This is a genomic window from Alcanivorax borkumensis SK2 (assembly GCF_000009365.1).
In the GTDB taxonomy this organism is placed as follows: Bacteria; Pseudomonadota; Gammaproteobacteria; order Pseudomonadales; family Alcanivoracaceae; genus Alcanivorax; species Alcanivorax borkumensis.
In genome coordinates this window covers 2,388,953-2,405,227 of sequence record NC_008260.1, presented here as the reverse complement: position 1 = coordinate 2,405,227, position 16,275 = coordinate 2,388,953, and the positions used below count along the sequence as shown (strand labels likewise).

The window sequence follows — 16,275 nt, the reverse complement described above, 5'->3', positions numbered from 1 at the left end:
GCAAATGGCGACTTATAAAGCCCCCCTCGAGGACATGCGTTTTGTTCTCAACGATGTGTTCAAAGCGGATCAACTCTGGGCCTCCATGCCGGCCACCGCAGAGGTGACTCAGGATTTGTCCGATGCGATTCTGGAAGAAGCGGGCAAAATGACCGAAGGCTTGCTGTTCCCGCTGAATCGTAACAGCGATGAGCAGGGCTGCACTTGGACCGATGGGGCGGTGACTACCCCGGATGGTTTCAAGGAAGCATTCAAGACCTTTGCCGAAAATGGTTGGAGCGCATTTTCCGGTAACCCGGAGTTTGGTGGCCAGGGTATGCCCAAGTCATTGGCGGTGCTTTTTGAAGAAATGATGCACAGCGCTTGTTCTTCGTTTGCCTTGTATCCGGCACTAACCAGTGGTGCGTGCCTAGCGGTGGATGCCCACGCTTGCGAAGAACTCAAGTCGCAGTACTTACCCAAGCTTTATAGCGGTGAGTGGAGTGGCACCATGTGCCTGACTGAGCCGCATTCCGGGACAGACCTGGGTATTCTACGGACCAAGGCTGTGCCTAACGATGATGGCTCGTTCAACATTACCGGCACCAAGATTTTTATCACCGGTGGTGAACATGACCTGACCGGCAACCATGTCCATCTGGTGCTGGCTAAGTTGCCGGATGCGCCAGCAGGCTCCAAAGGGATCTCCCTGTTCCTGGTGCCCAAGTTTTTGCCTGACGCGGACAACAATCCGGGTGAGGCCAACGGTGTCACCTGTGGTTCCATCGAACATAAGATGGGGATCAAGGGCTCTGCCACCTGTGTTATGAACTTCGACGATGCCAAAGGCTGGATTATCGGTGAGCCGAACCAGGGGCTGGCGTGCATGTTCACTATGATGAACTACGAGCGACTGTCCATCGGGCTACAGGGCTTGGGGTTGGGTGAAGTTAGCTACCAGAGTGCTGTGGAATATGCGCGAGAGCGCCTACAAGGTCGCAGCGCCACCGGTGCGAAAAACCCGCAAGGACCGGCGGATCCGATCATTGTGCACGGTGATGTGCGTCGCATGCTGATGAACATGCGCGCCATCAATGAAGGAGGCCGTGCGCTGGCAGCCTATGTGGGCATGCAGCTGGATACGTCTAAGTTCAGCGAAGACGCGGAGGCCAAGAAGAAAGCGGAGGATCGGGTGGCGCTGTTGACGCCGGTCGCTAAAGCTTTCTTTACCGATCGAGGCCTGGACACCACCATTACCGGGCAGCAGGTATTTGGGGGCCACGGTTATATTCGTGAATGGGGTATGGAGCAGTTTGTTCGCGATTGCCGTATTTCCCAGATCTACGAAGGCACTAACGGTATTCAAGCGTTGGACTTAGCTGGCCGTAAAGTGGTCCGCAACGGTGGTAAATCCGTGGATGCTTTCCTGGCCGATGCCCAGGCCTGGGTGGATGCTAATGCCGATAATGCGCAGCTAGCCGCAGTAAAAGACGACCTGCAAGCGGCTTTGCTATTGCTGAAATCTTCCACCGATACACTGCTGGCCCAGGCCGGCAACAACCCGGATGCGATCAGCGCTGCTGCGGTGGAGTACCTGGATATCTTTGGTTATGTGCTCTACGCATGGCTGTGGGCGCAGATGCTAGCGGCCACCGATGACCGTGATGATGACTTCGCTAAAGCCAAACGTATCACCGGGCAATACTACTTTCAGCGTGTACTGCCAAAGGCCCAATCACTGGCTGCCCAGCTGAATAGCGGTGCGGATGCCATGATGAGCCTGGACGCGGAACAGTTCTGAGTGACAAGTTGAAGGTTCAACGTTAGAACGCGGGAGCAATTTCCCCGTACTGAAATCAAGAGGCCGCGCCCTGTGTTTGGGTGCGGCCTCTTGCGTTAAAAGCGTTGAGTAAAGTGTTCACGTTTCAACTTTGAACCCCTCTATGGAAACTGCATGTTCAGCGGTGAGCTGCCCTGTAGGCGTTGTGCTTGGGCTGGATTATCAATGAAGGGGTTGCGGTTACCCTGCAGTTTTTCAATCACATTATTGCGTTGGCGCTCTTCGTCAGTAACGGGGTCCTCCCTGCTCCAGCGTTGGTACATTTCCAGCGTGCCTAGCAGGGGCAATTCGTAACGCTCGTGGAGATAGAGCATGGCCCGTGCCACGTCACCTTTGGCGTTTACCGGGGGCTCGAACACTTGGAAAGATTGTTTGTAACCGCAATGAGCATTTTTATTCGTTGTATCGGGTAAATCGCCAAACAGGGTCCGCCGACGATCTAGTTCGGCGAGGCGGGTAACGGGGAAAAGGGCATGGCGGTCCTGGTAAATATCAGTGAACTGCGGATTGTTTCTGCAAAGACGGCTACTTCTGCAACCAAAGTGTTGTGCTAGACGGCGCTCATCGTAAATCTGCGTTACTAAAATGCGATCACCGAGTTGGAAAGGTTCCTGACAATAAAGAGTAGAGCCGCCATTAGGGTAGACTTGTTCGAGGAACAATGTATCCATGCCACCGGCGTAGCTGGCGGTAACCGGCAAACACGTTGCCAGCAGCGTCAGTATAATTTTCCGCATGTTGTGAATCCTGTCACATTCTTCTTATTACCATATTAGCCCTCAAGGCCATGATGACGGCTATCTGCAATGTATGCTTGGCAGATAGCTGGTGCCTATGGTGGGACTAGCGGTTGTTCAACAAAAGCGTCACACAGCTACGGATATGTGCAGTGATCGCTGTTTCATCGGGAAGCTGGCTGGGGACCAATAGAGCACAGAGTTGAAAGTCCGCCTTGACCATCCCGAAAAACTGCCGGGCAGCATGATCGCTAGGGCTGGGGCCGGGGAGTTGTCCGCGGTCGTGAAGGCACTGGAGGTAAAGCTGTAATTGTTCCTGTAAAAATTGAGGCCCGGCCGCATATACCGTTTCTCCGAGTTCCGCAAAAGCGGCCCCTTCTGCAATCAGCAAGCGGTACAGTTCCAAGTTAATCGGATCCGTCAATGCTTTGACGAAAGCATGCCCCAGCAGCTCAAGGCCTTCCTGGGCGGGTAGGTCGTCCACCTCTAGGTTGCGAATATCGTGAACCATCTTGTGAGCGTGATGAGTGATGATCGCGCTGAACAGTCCCCGTTTGTCACCAAAATATTCATACAGGCTGCGGCGTGAGCCGCCTGCTTCAGCAATGATCATATCTAGCGTGGTGCGTGCGTAACCGTGCTGTAGGAAGGTATGTGTGGCGGCATCAAGTAAGGCCTGGCGCCGTCGTTGGCCGCGTGCGGTGATCTGCTGAGTCATGAATAAGTCCTGTGCTGTTACCTAATGGTATTGAGCAGGACACTTTTCGGCAATGACGAGACGTGCCAGTACACAGGGCGTAGCGGCAAGAAGAATGGCCCAAATGGGATTAGCGGGCTGAAAATAAAGTTGATTTATAAATAAGAATCAATATCATTGCGATTCTCTTCTGTAGCTGTTCCCTGTCCAAGGAGGCGGACATCCTCATGACGCTTATGGGCCTATTGTTTTCCAGTCGAAAAAAAGCCTTTGCAGCAGTGGCGGTGCTGAGTGTGTTGAGCGCTGTGCTTAGCGTCGCGGTGTTAGCCTTCATCAGTCAGCGCTTACTGGCCGGAGGCGCTGATCTGCCCGTTGTATTGCTGCAGTTCGTTTTGCTGTTAGTGGCGTTATTTGTCACCGCTACCTTGGCACAGGTGACCTTGCATGTGCTTGGCCACAGGATGGTCTATGGCTTACGCAGGGATCTGGTGCGTCGAGTGCTGGCAACAGACATCGAGCAGTTGGAAAAAGTGGGAGGGCCGCATCTGCTGGCAGCGTTGAGCACCGACCTGCGTAACCTGACCATTGCCTTTGTCCATCTGCCAGAACTGGTTTACGGCGCGGCGCTTAGTGTGGCGGCTCTGGGATGGCTTGCCTGGCTGGCGCCGGGATTGTTTGTGGTTACCGTGGTCTGGTTGCTGGCAACCGCTGTGATGGGGGTCTGGTTGGTTGGCCGTATCAATTTCCATATTGGCAAGGTGCGCGAAGGGGACGACCACCTGTATCAGGATTATCAGGCCATGATTGATGGCCGCAAGGAGCTGGCATTGAACCGGCCTCGAGCCGCCCGTTTTTTTGATGAAGAGTTTGATGGCCATGCCCGCGCCTACCGGGATCATGTTACTCGGGCGGATATCTATAACGGTCTGGCGGGCAATATGGCCAATGTGCTGGTGCTGGCGTTGATTGGTGTGCTGTTTTATCTGGCGGTTGGTCAAGGGTGGGCTGATGCTAATACTGCGTCGATTTTTGCGCTGACGATTCTGTTACTGCGTACACCGTTGATTGGTGCGGTGGCGGCCTTGCCAACACTGCTGTCGGCACGGGTGTCTTTGCGCAAGCTAGCCGGGCTGCAACTGGCTGCTGATTCTGCTGACCTTCTGCAAAGCACCAGCAATACGCTGTCCGGCTTCAGTACTCTTAGCTTGCAGGGCGTGTGTTACCACTACCCAGAGCAGGACGGAGCACCAGGTTTTGCGGTGGGGCCGCTGGATATCACTATCCGTCGTGGGGAACTGATTTTTGTGCAAGGGGGCAATGGTAGTGGTAAGAGCACTTTTGCGCGTTTGCTGACGGGATTGTATCGGCCTCAGCAGGGTGAGCTGATAGTCGATGGCGAGCCCGTTACGGAATCAACCCGGGTGGCTTTTCGACAGCTTTTCTCTTCTGTTTTTACCGACTTCCATTTGTTCAGTCGCTTGCTCAAAGGCGATGGGACAGACGTGGCTAGCGCAGACGTGGATGCTTGGTTGGCCACCTTGGGGATGCAGCACAAGGTACGCGAGCAAGACGGGCGACTTAGCGATATCCGTTTCTCCCAAGGTCAGCGCAAACGTCTGGCACTGTTAATGGCGGTGGTGGAAAGCCGAGACTGTTTATTGCTGGATGAATGGGCAGCGGACCAGGATCCGCAGTTCCGGCAGTTTTTTTATCTCGATCTGCTGCCCCGGCTGCAGGCTACCGGTAAAACCATTATTGCCATTACTCACGATGATCATTACTTCGATCGTGCAGATCGCTTGTTGAAAATGGACGCTGGCCGTTTGCAGGAAATAGACGATTTGAGTGCTCGTGAGAGTGTTCAGGTATTGCGTGAAGCTAGCCTTTAGATCACCCCCTCGAAAATAGAGTGTTGCGTGTTTGAGCTTTCAGCGCTTGCACGCGTTGTTATTCATCCTGTCACCGGCGAGGAAGCCATGAGTATTGATAATCCTGAAACGGAATTCACCGTCGTCATCAATGACCAAGAACAGTACAGCATCTGGCCTACCTATCGTCCGGTTCCGGCAGGTTGGAAAACCGTTGGTGTCACTGGCAACAAGACTGAATGTCTTGAGCATATTAATCAGAGTTGGACGGATCAGCGCCCACGTCGCCTGCGTGATGCGCGAGCGTCCTGATTTCTCTTGCGCCTGCCCTAACGCCAAGGAGCTGATATGACCTGGTCTGCCAACGAAAATCTAAACCCGGGGCCGGACTGGGCCCCGCTTTCCTGTTCACAACAACGCTTGTGGCTTTTCACGCGGCTCTCTGCGCAGAGTACGGCGTATAACCTTGGCGCCATGCTGTGGCTGGAGGGAGAATTAAACCCAGAAGCACTCGAGCAGACCATTAATTATGTGATTGCACGGCAAGATATTGTGCGGGTGCAATTTGCCGAACGCGATGGGCAGGGGTGGCAAAGAATTGCGCCACATGAAGACCGGGTCTTGCAGTGCGAGGACGTTAGTAATAGGGCGGATCCGGTGGCGGCCGCTTATGCGTTGGGCCATGAGTTTAATGCGACGCCGTTTGATCTGGAGACGGATTCGTTGATGCGGTATCGGTTGGTAAAATTGAATGAGCAGCGACACGTGCTGCTGATTTCCCTACACCATATTGTGGGCGACGCCTGGTCTCTGGGCGTATTCATGCAGGAATTTCTGTATGCCTATAGCGCCTTGCGGGAGGGTTTAGAGCCTAAGCTACCGTCACTGGAAACCCGCTATCTGGATTGGGTGAAAACCGAAGTGCAGTGGCTTGCCAGTGAGAACGCGAAATCACAGCTAGAGTACTGGGTTGAAACGCTGGAGCACGAAGGTGAGCCGCTGGCGTTGCCGCGTCTGTCACCACAAAGTGGGGTATCCAACGCGGCGCGCTATCGCGATTTCTCCCTTAGCATTGAGCAAACGCAGCGACTGAAAAAGTTTTCCAGAACGCAGGGGGTTAGTCGCTTCACGGTATTGCTTTCGGTGCTGCAGTATCTGCTCTTTCGCATATCAGGGCAGTCATTAGTTCGCGTTGGCGTGCCCAGCGCGAACCGTAATAGCAGTAACCAGCTTTTGATGGGATTTTTTGTCAATAATCTGGTGGTGCAGGGCGAAGTGTTGCCAGCCCAATCAGTCAGTGATTGGATTGCCCATATTCACCATGCATTGAGTAACGCAAAAAAACATCGAGATATTCCCTTCGAGAAAATTGTCGATGAGCTCAGTGATTCCCGTCGTGCTGGAAGTCACCCTTTGTTCCAAGTGGCGTTTAACTATCGTCAGCAGGGCAAGGGGTTGAGCTTAAACTTGGGAAACCTGCTGGTGCGGGTGGAAGATCTACCGGTAACGGAGACGCCATTTGATCTAGTGCTGGATGCCTGGCCAGATGAACACGGCGGCCTGACGCTACGTTTGGTTTATGGTGAGGGTATTTTCGATGATGCTTTCGCTGAGCGAATGGTCGCTGGTTTTGAGCAGGTGCTGGATCAGTGGCTGCAAGCCCCCGCGTTACCGTTGACAGAAAGCGCCGCACTGGTCCCGGGTGACGTAGCTTTACTGCAAGAGTGGGGTCAGGGTGAAGGCGAGTGGCAAGCGACGAATTTTGTGTCCTTATTCTCGCAGCAGGCGGCAAAGCGGGGCGATGCCATTGCGCTAGTGCACGGTGGCACTCGCGTGTCGTTTGCCGAACTGGAAGCGCGATCTAATCAGCTGGCCCGTTACTTGATGGGCCAAGGCGTGAAAGCGGATCAAGTGGTGGGGGTGTCGTTCGAACGTGGCGTCACCATGGTGGAAGCCTTTATTGCGGTGATGAAAGCCGGTGGTGCTTTTCTACCGCTGGACCCGGGGTATCCCGCCGATCGTTTGCGCTACATGCTGGAAGACAGTGGCGCGAGCCTGCTGCTCACCTCCTCTGACCTGGTCGACACCCTGCCGAGCGTTGAAGCCGTTAACCCCATTGCGGTCGATGAGCTTTCGCTGGACGATTTTGCCTACGGCATCCTTAACGAAGAACCGCACCCAGACCAGCTCGCCTATGTAATTTACACCTCCGGCTCCACCGGTAAGCCTAAAGGCGTGTCGTTGACCCATGCCGGGCTGAGCATGCATGTACAAACGATCGGTGAGCGCTACGGCATGACGCCGGATGATGTGGAGCTGCAGTTTGCGTCCATTAGTTTTGATGGCGCGGTGGAGCGCTGGACAGTGCCGCTGGCCTTTGGCTCGCGGGTAGTGATTCGCGATCAAGCATTGTGGAGCGCTGAAAAATGCTGTGAGGTGCTGCAGGAAGAAGGAGTCACCATCGCCTGCTTTCCGCCCAGTTATGTGGGGCCGCTGCTGGACTGGATTGAGCAAGAAAAGCCACCGTTGAAAGTGCGTTCCTGGACATTGGGCGGTGAAGCGTTTACTCGGGAAACCTTCGAGCGGATGCAGCAGGTATTAAAGCCGCAACGCATTCTCAACGGTTACGGCCCGACAGAAACCGTGGTAACGCCGATGCTGTGGGCGGCCTATGAAGGCGATACGCTGAGCAGCGCCTACGCGCCCATTGGTCATGCGGTGGGGCCGCGAAAACTTTACGTGCTGGATCAGGATTTAAACCGTGTTCCTGTGGGCGTGGCGGGCGAGCTGTATATCGGTAACGAAGTGGGGCTGGCCCGTGGCTATCATCAGCGCCCAGACCTGACCGCCGAACGGTTTTTGCCTGACCCGTTTGGCGAACCCGGTGAGCGCATGTACCGCACCGGAGATTTAGTGAAGTACCGCGACGACGGGGTAATGGAATACCTGGGGCGGGTGGATCAGCAGGTAAAAATTCGCGGTTTCCGCATTGAGCTGGGAGAAATTGAAAGCCAGCTACTGGGCCATGAACAGATTCGTGAAGCCGCCGTGGTGGCACAGCCTTCCCCCACCGGTGATAGATTGGTTGGCTACATTGTGATGCGCAATGCAGCGCACTCTGTCCCCCGTGAGCATGATCCACAAACGATTCTGGCTGCCCTGTCTGAGTCGCTGCCGGACTACATGGTGCCTAGCCAGTTAATCACGCTGGAAGCCATGCCGCTGACGCCGGCGGGTAAAGTGGATCGCAAAGCCCTGCCGGTAGCGCAGTGGCACACGGCCAGTGAAGGGGCGCCGCCGCAAACCGATAACGAAAAGATGCTTGCGGACATTTGGCAGTCTCTGCTGGGCCGAGAAGGCGTGAGTCGTGATGACAACTTCTTTGCCCTGGGCGGCGATTCCATTTTGGCTTTGCAGGTGGTCAGCCGTGCTCGGCAACAGGGCTTGGCATTAACGCCTAAAGACCTTTTTGAACACCCGGTGCTGAGTCAGCAGGCCGCAGTGGCGGACCCGGTGAATGTCACCATGGCCAGCCAAGAGCCCTTGTCTGGCCCGGTGTCTTTATTGCCGATTCAACAGCGTTTTATTCAGCAGCGAGGGTTGTCCGCTTGCAATCAATATTTGCGCTTTTCGGTGCAAAAACATTTTGATGCGCAGGTGCTGGAACAGGCGTTGCAGAGGTTGGTGGCGCAACACGATGCGCTGCGTGTTCAGTTCGATAATCAACAGGTGGGAACAGCGTATTGCCTGCCGGTGAATGACGCGCCGTTGTTGCAACAGATAGACAGTGACGATAGTGCCGCCATCGAAGCTCAGATGATCGCTGTGCAGCGCAGCCTGAATCCGGCGAAGGGCACCTTATTGGGTGCGCTGTATGTTACTGGGGCTTCCCCGCAGTTGTTGCTTAGCATTCACCATTTGGCGGTGGATGGGGTGTCTTGGCGTATTTTGTTGGAAGATTTTTTTACGGCTTACCAGCAAATTGAAGTAAGCGGAAAGGCCTCCTTGCCGCGTAAGACACACACTTTGCGCGATTGGCAGGAGATACTGGACCAGCACTTTCTGCCGCAGGCAGAACAAGCGTTGCCTTACTGGCAAGCGGTGTGTGAGCCCATGCCACCATTATTTTCCACGGTGCAAGGTGGCGTCGCTTCACGTATTGATCGGCAAACCGATGCCCAGACATTGAGCCGCTGGCAGCATAGCGCTGACCGTTATGCCTCGTTAAATCTGGAAGAATTTTTGCTTATCGCGCTGGCCCAGACTCTGGCCGATTTCAGTGGTCGCAATGCGGTACGCATTCACCGGGAAAGCCATGGTCGGGCAGCCGGTGATGCCGCGGTGGACTTAAGTCGTACGGTGGGCTGGTTGACCAGTTTGTATCCCCAACGGCTAGATCGTGCCGAGGATCTGACGGCCACCATCAAGCAGCAAAAAGAACAATTGCGCCAGCCCGCCAATGGTGGGTTGGCGTATGGCTTGCTGGTCCAGCACGGCAAACTGGAGGATGGGGACCACCGCCTGGATGTGCTGTTCAATTATCTTGGTCAGTTCCGGCACGATGATATGCCCGGCGTGTCGTTAATGGACGCAGGCCTGTGGCAGGAAACGGATGCTCTGGCCGATGCGCCATTGGTGATCAACGCAGATCAACAAAACGGCGCCTTGCGCATTCAGGTGAATGTAGATGGTGAATCTCTCTCCCAGGGGCAGGGTGATAGGCTGGTAAGCCAGTGGCTGGAGCAGTGCGAACGTTTGGCACGGCACTGTGCCACGCAGGCCCCGGTGCTAACCCCGGCGGATATGCCTCTGGCATCGCTAACCCAAATGCAACTGGACGCCCTACATGACCGTCCGCAGCAAATTTTGCCCCTGTCGCCGTTGCAATCAGGGCTGCTATTTCATTCCCAGTTAAGTGGTAACAACAGCACCTATGTAAACCAACTGGTGTTGCCGCTCACCGGAGTACAGCCAGCCCGGATGTGCCAGGCCTGGCAGACACTACTGGAACGCCATGGTGTGTTGCGCACAAGTTTGCTGCCTGCAGCGCAGGCAGACGATCGCCATCAAGCGGTTTGGTCTACGCAGCAGGTGAAGCTGCCCTGGTGTGAGCTGGATCTGCGCGGTGAAGGTGATAGTGCATCGGCGCTGGATAAGTGGTGCAAGCAGCGGCGGGAAAATGGGTTCGACTTGCAAGCGGCGCCGCTGTGGAAAGTCGACTTGTTGCGTACCAGCGAAGACCGGTTTGAGTGCGTGCTGACACTGCACCATATCCTCATGGATGGCTGGAGCACCGGGCTGCTGCTCACAGAATTGATGGCTCTGTATCACGGCAAGACACTGGCGGCGATGACGAAAAGCTATGCGGATTATCTGGCTTGGTTGCAGCAGCAGGACCGGGCCGTCACTCGAGCATTTTGGCAACAGTACCTGTCGCCGGTGCAGCTGCCCACCCGGCTGGTGGACGCCGTGGGGACGGGGGAGAAAGGCGCGTTTCGCCGGCACCCCATCGAATTTGATGCGGCCACCAGCGATGGCCTGCGCCAAGCCGCCCGTGACAAAGGGTTGACCATCAATACCCTGGTGCAAGCCGCCTGGGCACGGGTGCTGGGCCGTTTTACCGGCCAGCAGCGAGTGGTCTTCGGTAATACGGTAGCGGGTCGACCGGCGGAATTGGCAGGCAGCGACAGTATGCTGGGGCTGTTTATTAATACCCTACCCATGACTGTGCCTCTGCATGGCGAACAACCGGTGGCGGACTGGTTGATGCAATTGCAGGCGGACAATGCGGCGCTACGGGAACAGGGCCACGCGCCATTGTTCGAAGTGCAACAGGATGCCGGCTGGGGCGGGGAGGGGTTGTTCGACACCTTGTTGGTGTTTGAAAACTACCCGCTAGATGAATCTCTTTTGGGGGGTGGGCAGAGTGAATTGCAATTGGGGACTCCCACCAGCCACGAGTTCACTCATTACCCGTTGACTGTGGCAGTGTTGCCCGGCGATCACCTGCAAATGTTGTTCGCCCACGATAGCCAAGCGTTGCCGGTGCCGTTGGTGGAGCGCATGGCCAGCGCCTTTAAGCGAACGTTGCTGGCGTTGTCTCAATCCGAGGGCATGACCTTGGCCGAACTGAATGCGCTGGGTGACGATGCCGCCCCATTGCAACAGTGGAGTCAGGGTGGGGGTGAGTGGGTTGCGGATAGCTTCGTTTCCCTGTTCTCGCAACAGGCCGCCAAACGCGGTGATGCCATTGCGCTGGTGCACGGTGGCACTCGCGTGTCGTTTGCCGAACTGGACGCGCGCTCTAATCAGCTGGCCCGTTACTTGATGGGCCAAGGCGTGAAAGCGGATCAAGTGGTGGGGGTGTCGTTCGAACGCGGCGTTACCATGGTGGAAGCCTTTATTGCGGTGATGAAAGCCGGTGGCGCCTTCCTGCCGTTGGACCCGGGCTATCCGAAAGATCGTCTGCATTACATGCTCAAAGACAGCGGTGCCCGCTTGTTGCTTACCTCTTCAGCGTTGATTGGGGTTCTGCCTGAGGTTGCAACGGTTGCTCCAGTGGCGGTCGATCGTTTGTCGCTGAACGATTTCCCTGCGAATGCGTTGAATAACGAGCCGCACCCAGACCAGCTCGCCTATGTAATTTACACCTCCGGTTCCACCGGTAAGCCTAAAGGCGTGTCGTTGACCCATGCCGGGCTGAGCATGCATGTGCAAACGATCGGTAAGCGCTACGGCATGACGCCGGATGATGTGGAGCTGCAGTTTGCGTCCATTAGTTTTGATGGCGCGGTGGAGCGCTGGACAGTGCCGCTGGCCTTTGGCTCGCGGGTGGTAATTCGGGATCAGCAATTATGGAGTGCGCAACAAACTTGCGATGCGTTGCAAAAAGAAGGCGTCACCATCGCTTGCATTCCACCCAGTTACATGGGGCCGCTGCTGGACTGGATTGAGCAAGAAAAGCCGCCGTTGAACGTGCGTTCCTGGACATTGGGCGGTGAAGCGTTTACTCGGGAAACCTTCGAGCGGATGCAGCAGGTATTAAAGCCACAACGCATTCTCAACGGTTACGGCCCGACAGAAACCGTGGTAACGCCGATGCTGTGGGCGGCCTATGAAGGCGATACGCTGAGCAGCGCCTACGCGCCCATTGGTCATGCGGTGGGGCCGCGAAAACTTTACGTGCTGGATCAGGATTTAAACCGTGTTCCTGTGGGCGTGGCGGGCGAGCTGTATATCGGTAACGAAGTGGGGCTGGCCCGTGGCTATCATCAGCGCCCAGACCTGACCGCCGAACGGTTTTTGCCTGACCCGTTTGGCGAACCCGGTGAGCGCATGTACCGCACCGGAGATTTAGTGAAGTACCGCGACGACGGGGTAATGGAATACCTGGGGCGGGTGGATCAGCAGGTAAAAATTCGCGGTTTCCGCATTGAGCTGGGAGAAATTGAAAGCCGGTTGCTGGCCCATCCACAGGTGCGCGAAGCGGTGGTGCTGGCTCAGCCGTCACCGGGGGGCGACCGGCTGGTAGGCTATTTGGTGCCGCGCGGTCCGCTCAGTACCGATGCACTGATTGCCACGCTGGCAGAGAGCCTGCCGGACTATATGGTGCCCAGCCATTTATTAACCCTGGAAGCCATGCCGCTGACACCGGCGGGCAAGGTGAACCGCAAGGCATTACCCCTGCCTCAATGGCAGGCGAGCCGTGCTGGTGACGCGCCACAAGCCGGCACGGAAACGTTGCTTGCTGAGATTTGGCAATCCCTGTTGGGGCAGGAAAAAATCAGCCGCGATGATCACTTCTTTAATCTGGGTGGGCATTCATTATTAGCGGTGCAGATGGTTAACCGGCTGCGCCATCAGCACCAGCTGGACCTGCCCCTAAACCGTATTTTCGAGCAACCTTTGCTGAGGCAATGTGCATTGTTGTGTCAGCCGGCGAATGCCATGCCGGACATTCAGCCGGTGCCTCGCCATGGCGATTTGCCTTGTTCTGCGGCCCAGCGGCGGCTCTGGTTCGTGCAGCAGCTGGAGCCGAAAAACGGTGCGTACCATATGCCGCTGGGTCTGGAGGTGCGCGGTGAACTGCATCAAGCAGCGCTGCAGCAGGCGGTGGATACCTTGGTGGCCAACCATGAAAGCTTGCGGACCCGTTTTGTGGATGTGGGCGGGGAGCCTCGTCAGCGTATTCTTGATGACGCAGCGGTGATTGTTCAGTGGCAAGATTTGAGCGATGAAGCCAGCTCAGAGGATGTGCATCGTTGTCAGCATGAGGTGCTGACCAAACCATTCGATCTGGCGGCGGATGCGTTATTGCGCGTGCAGGTTGTGAAGCTCTCGGCGCAACGTTATCAGCTGATGTTGGTGCAGCATCACATCATCGGTGATGGAATTTCCATGCAATTGCTGTTGGCGGAGTTGAGCAAACTGTACCGGCTTGCTCATCAGGGGGCACGCCTAGTGCCTTCCCCAGCGGCCATCCAGTACGCAGATTACGCGGCCTGGCAGCAGCAATGGCTGAATAGCGACGAGGCCCGAGCCCAGACCCGGTGGTGGGTTAAGCAGTTGGGTGATGGCGGCGAGCCGCTGGCCTTGCCCACGGATTTCCCCCGTGGTGCTCTGCCTGAGAATGAAAACGGGGGCGCTCGCTTGCCAGTGTCGATCAGTGATCGACAGCTGACGCAGCTCAAGCAACGGGCCAGCGAGTTGGGTTCTACCGTCTCGACCTTGTTACTCACTGTCTGGCAGACCTTATTGCATCGTTACAGTGGCCAAGCACAGGTGCGGGTTGGTGTGCCGGTGGCCGGTCGCTTGCAGTCGCAAACTGAAAACTTGCAGGGCTGCTTTATTAACACCCTGGTAGTCCCAGCGACTTACCAACAACCGCAATCGTTTGCCCAGCATGTGGCGGCGACTCAGCGGTTTATGGGTAAAGCCCAGGGGCGTCAATCGTTGCCTTTTGAGGTGTTGGTGGATGCGCTCGGGGTTGATCGGAATCTGGATCGTCACCCTCTGTTTCAGGTGGTCTTCAATCATCAACGCCTCAGTCAGACGTTTGCTCCCCAATGGCCGGAAGCGGTGATCACGCCGTTCGACCCTGGCGCGGCCGGTGCCCAGTTCGAATTGGCGCTGGATATTTTGGAAGACGATGAACAGCTGCAGGGTTTTATTGGTTATGCCACTGCGCTGTTTAAACCGCAAACCATTGCGCGCCTGCGAGACCATTTCTTTATTTTGCTTGAGGCGTTGCTCAATGACCCGCAGCAGCTGCTGGCCGACACGGCTTTACTGACGGCTGAAGAAATCAGTGACCAACAGCACTTCAATCACACCGAAAAAGACTGGGGCGATTTTACTGCACTGCCCAAGCGTCTGAGTCAGCAGGCGGGCCGCACTCCCGATGCCGTCGCCTTGAGCATGGGTGAGCAACAACTCAGTTACGCGCAACTGGACCGCAAGGTGAATCAACTGGCTAACCGACTGCGCCGTGCGGGGGTGAAAGAGGAGGTGCGAGTGGCCATCGGCTTGCCCCGTTCGCTGGAGCTGGTCATCGGCATTCTTGCCATCACCCGTGCGGGTGGCGCCTATGTCCCGTTGGATCCGAGTTACCCGCAGGATCGCCTGAGCTACATTTTAGAGGCGTCTTCGCCGGCCTTGCTGCTGACCCACAGCAGCCTGCTGGGCGGTTGGCCCAAAGCGGTGCCCATGTGGTGCCTGGATGAACTGGATGTGAGCGATCAGCCGACAACGCCGCCCCCGGTGCAGTGGCATCCAGATCAGGCGGTTTATGTGATCTATACCTCCGGCTCCACAGGTAAGCCCAAGGGTGTGCTCAATACTCAGGCAGCGCTGGAAAACCGGTTGCTGTGGATGCAGAACGAATATCCGTTGCAGGCTGCGGACTGTGTATTGCAAAAAACGCCCTTCAGCTTTGATGTGTCCGTGTGGGAGTTTTTCTGGCCGTTGATGGTTGGCGCACGGTTGGCGGTGGCGCCGCCGCAGGCCCATGGTGACCCGCAGTGGTTGCAGCAGGTAATGGCCGATGAAGGTGTTACCACACTGCACTTTGTGCCATCCATGCTGAAAGCGTTTGTGGATGCCTCCGGGTTGCAAAATGTGCCGCGGCTCAAGCGCTTGATCTGTAGCGGCGAAGCGCTGGATATGGAACTGCAGAAAGCCGTGTTCACCAGCCGTGATGATGTTGAACTGCATAACCTATACGGCCCAACCGAGGCTGCCATTGATGTGAGTTTCTGGCAATGCCAGCCGGAAGGCGGGCATACCGTGCCCATTGGTGCACCGATTAGCAATATCCAATTGTATGTGTTGGATACGGATCTTAATCCGGTGCCCCGTGGGGTTCCCGGTGAGTTGTATCTAGCGGGTATAGGGTTGGCGCGTGGGTATTTTGGTCGTTCGGATCTGACTGCGGAACGTTTTGTGCCTAACCCCTACGGTGACGCAGGCAGCCGCATGTATCGCACGGGTGATCAGGTGCGCCAACGGGGCGATGGCATCATTGAATATCTGGGCCGCCTTGACCATCAGGTGAAGATTCGTGGCCTACGCATCGAGCTGGGTGAAATCGAACAACAACTGAAGCAATTGCCGGATGTAAATGATGCGGTTGTTGTTGCTGATCACAGTGATACCGGTGATCAGTTGGTGGCGTATGTGAGCGCCGATAGCGATAACCGTGAAGTCTGGCAACAGGCCCTTGCGGATGCATTGCCCGAGTACATGGTTCCCGCACTGTTTATGGTTCTGGAGGCTCTGCCGTTATCCCCCAACGGCAAGCTGGATCGCAAGGCGTTACCTGCACCGCAATGGCAAGCCCGTGAATACCGTGCTCCACAAACCGAAACCGAACAGCAATTGGCTTCGCTGTGGGAAGAGCTGTTGGGGCAACCCCGTGTGGGGCTGGATGACAATTTCTTTGTCCTCGGCGGGCACTCGCTGTTAGCCACACGCGTCGTTGCTGCGCTGCGTGATTGCTGGGGGGTGGATGTTCCCCTGCGTGCGTTATTTGAGGCGGACACGCTGCAGGCGTTGGCTGCACGGGTAGACGAGAACAACGGCGAAGCCAAACAGCAAGAGCAAGAGGATCTGTCGGCCATGGCCGATCTTCTCGATGACCTGGAAGATTTATGATCT

General features: G+C 56.1%; 6 protein-coding genes. 4 read left to right on the top strand and 2 right to left on the bottom strand.

The features are described from left to right. Positions 1 to 4: 4 nt before the first annotated feature. A complete protein-coding gene (locus tag ABO_RS10785) occupies positions 5 to 1,780 on the top strand; it encodes an acyl-CoA dehydrogenase C-terminal domain-containing protein (RefSeq protein ID WP_035458790.1) in 1,776 nt (591 codons plus the stop codon). Positions 1,781 to 1,920: 140 nt separating this feature from the next. Here the strand turns inward: ABO_RS10785 and ABO_RS10780 are convergent, their stop codons facing one another. Both ABO_RS10780 and ABO_RS10775 read right to left on the bottom strand, forming a co-directional pair. Further along, a complete protein-coding gene (locus ABO_RS10780) occupies positions 1,921 to 2,556 on the bottom strand; it encodes an endonuclease (protein ID WP_011589375.1) in 636 nt (211 codons plus the stop codon). A 106-nt stretch (positions 2,557 to 2,662) separates the two neighbouring features. Continuing rightward, positions 2,663 to 3,274 (bottom strand): TetR/AcrR family transcriptional regulator, encoded by a 612-nt coding sequence (locus tag ABO_RS10775; RefSeq protein WP_011589374.1) that lies wholly within the window; start codon positions 3,272 to 3,274, stop codon positions 2,663 to 2,665. A gap of 206 nt (positions 3,275 to 3,480) precedes the next feature. On the opposite strand from ABO_RS10775, the gene ABO_RS10770 reads away from it, so the two are divergent. The 3 genes from ABO_RS10770 (at position 3,481) to ABO_RS10760 (ending at position 16,272) form a co-directional block, all read left to right on the top strand. Further along, a complete protein-coding gene (locus ABO_RS10770) occupies positions 3,481 to 5,142 on the top strand; it encodes a multidrug ABC transporter permease/ATP-binding protein (RefSeq protein WP_011589373.1) in 1,662 nt (553 codons plus the stop codon). Between the two features lie 87 nt (positions 5,143 to 5,229). Next, complete coding sequence (locus ABO_RS10765) at positions 5,230 to 5,433, top strand: MbtH family protein (RefSeq protein WP_011589372.1); 204 nt, start codon at positions 5,230 to 5,232, stop codon at positions 5,431 to 5,433. A 36-nt stretch (positions 5,434 to 5,469) separates the two neighbouring features. Next, positions 5,470 to 16,272 carry a non-ribosomal peptide synthetase gene (locus ABO_RS10760; RefSeq protein ID WP_011589371.1) on the top strand — a complete coding sequence of 3,601 codons (10,803 nt, stop codon included), beginning with the start codon at positions 5,470 to 5,472 and terminating at the stop codon, positions 16,270 to 16,272. The last annotated feature ends 3 nt before the right edge of the window (positions 16,273 to 16,275 follow it).

Coding starts and splice junctions, on each gene's coding strand:
- ABO_RS10785 (WP_035458790.1), top strand. CDS start 5: ATGGCGACTTATAAAGCCCCCCTCGAGGACATGCGTTTTGTTCTCAAC.
- ABO_RS10765 (WP_011589372.1), top strand. CDS start 5,230: ATGAGTATTGATAATCCTGAAACGGAATTCACCGTCGTCATCAATGAC.
- ABO_RS10770 (WP_011589373.1), top strand. CDS start 3,481: ATGACGCTTATGGGCCTATTGTTTTCCAGTCGAAAAAAAGCCTTTGCA.
- ABO_RS10780 (WP_011589375.1), bottom strand. CDS start 2,556: ATGCGGAAAATTATACTGACGCTGCTGGCAACGTGTTTGCCGGTTACC.
- ABO_RS10760 (WP_011589371.1), top strand. CDS start 5,470: ATGACCTGGTCTGCCAACGAAAATCTAAACCCGGGGCCGGACTGGGCC.
- ABO_RS10775 (WP_011589374.1), bottom strand. CDS start 3,274: ATGACTCAGCAGATCACCGCACGCGGCCAACGACGGCGCCAGGCCTTA.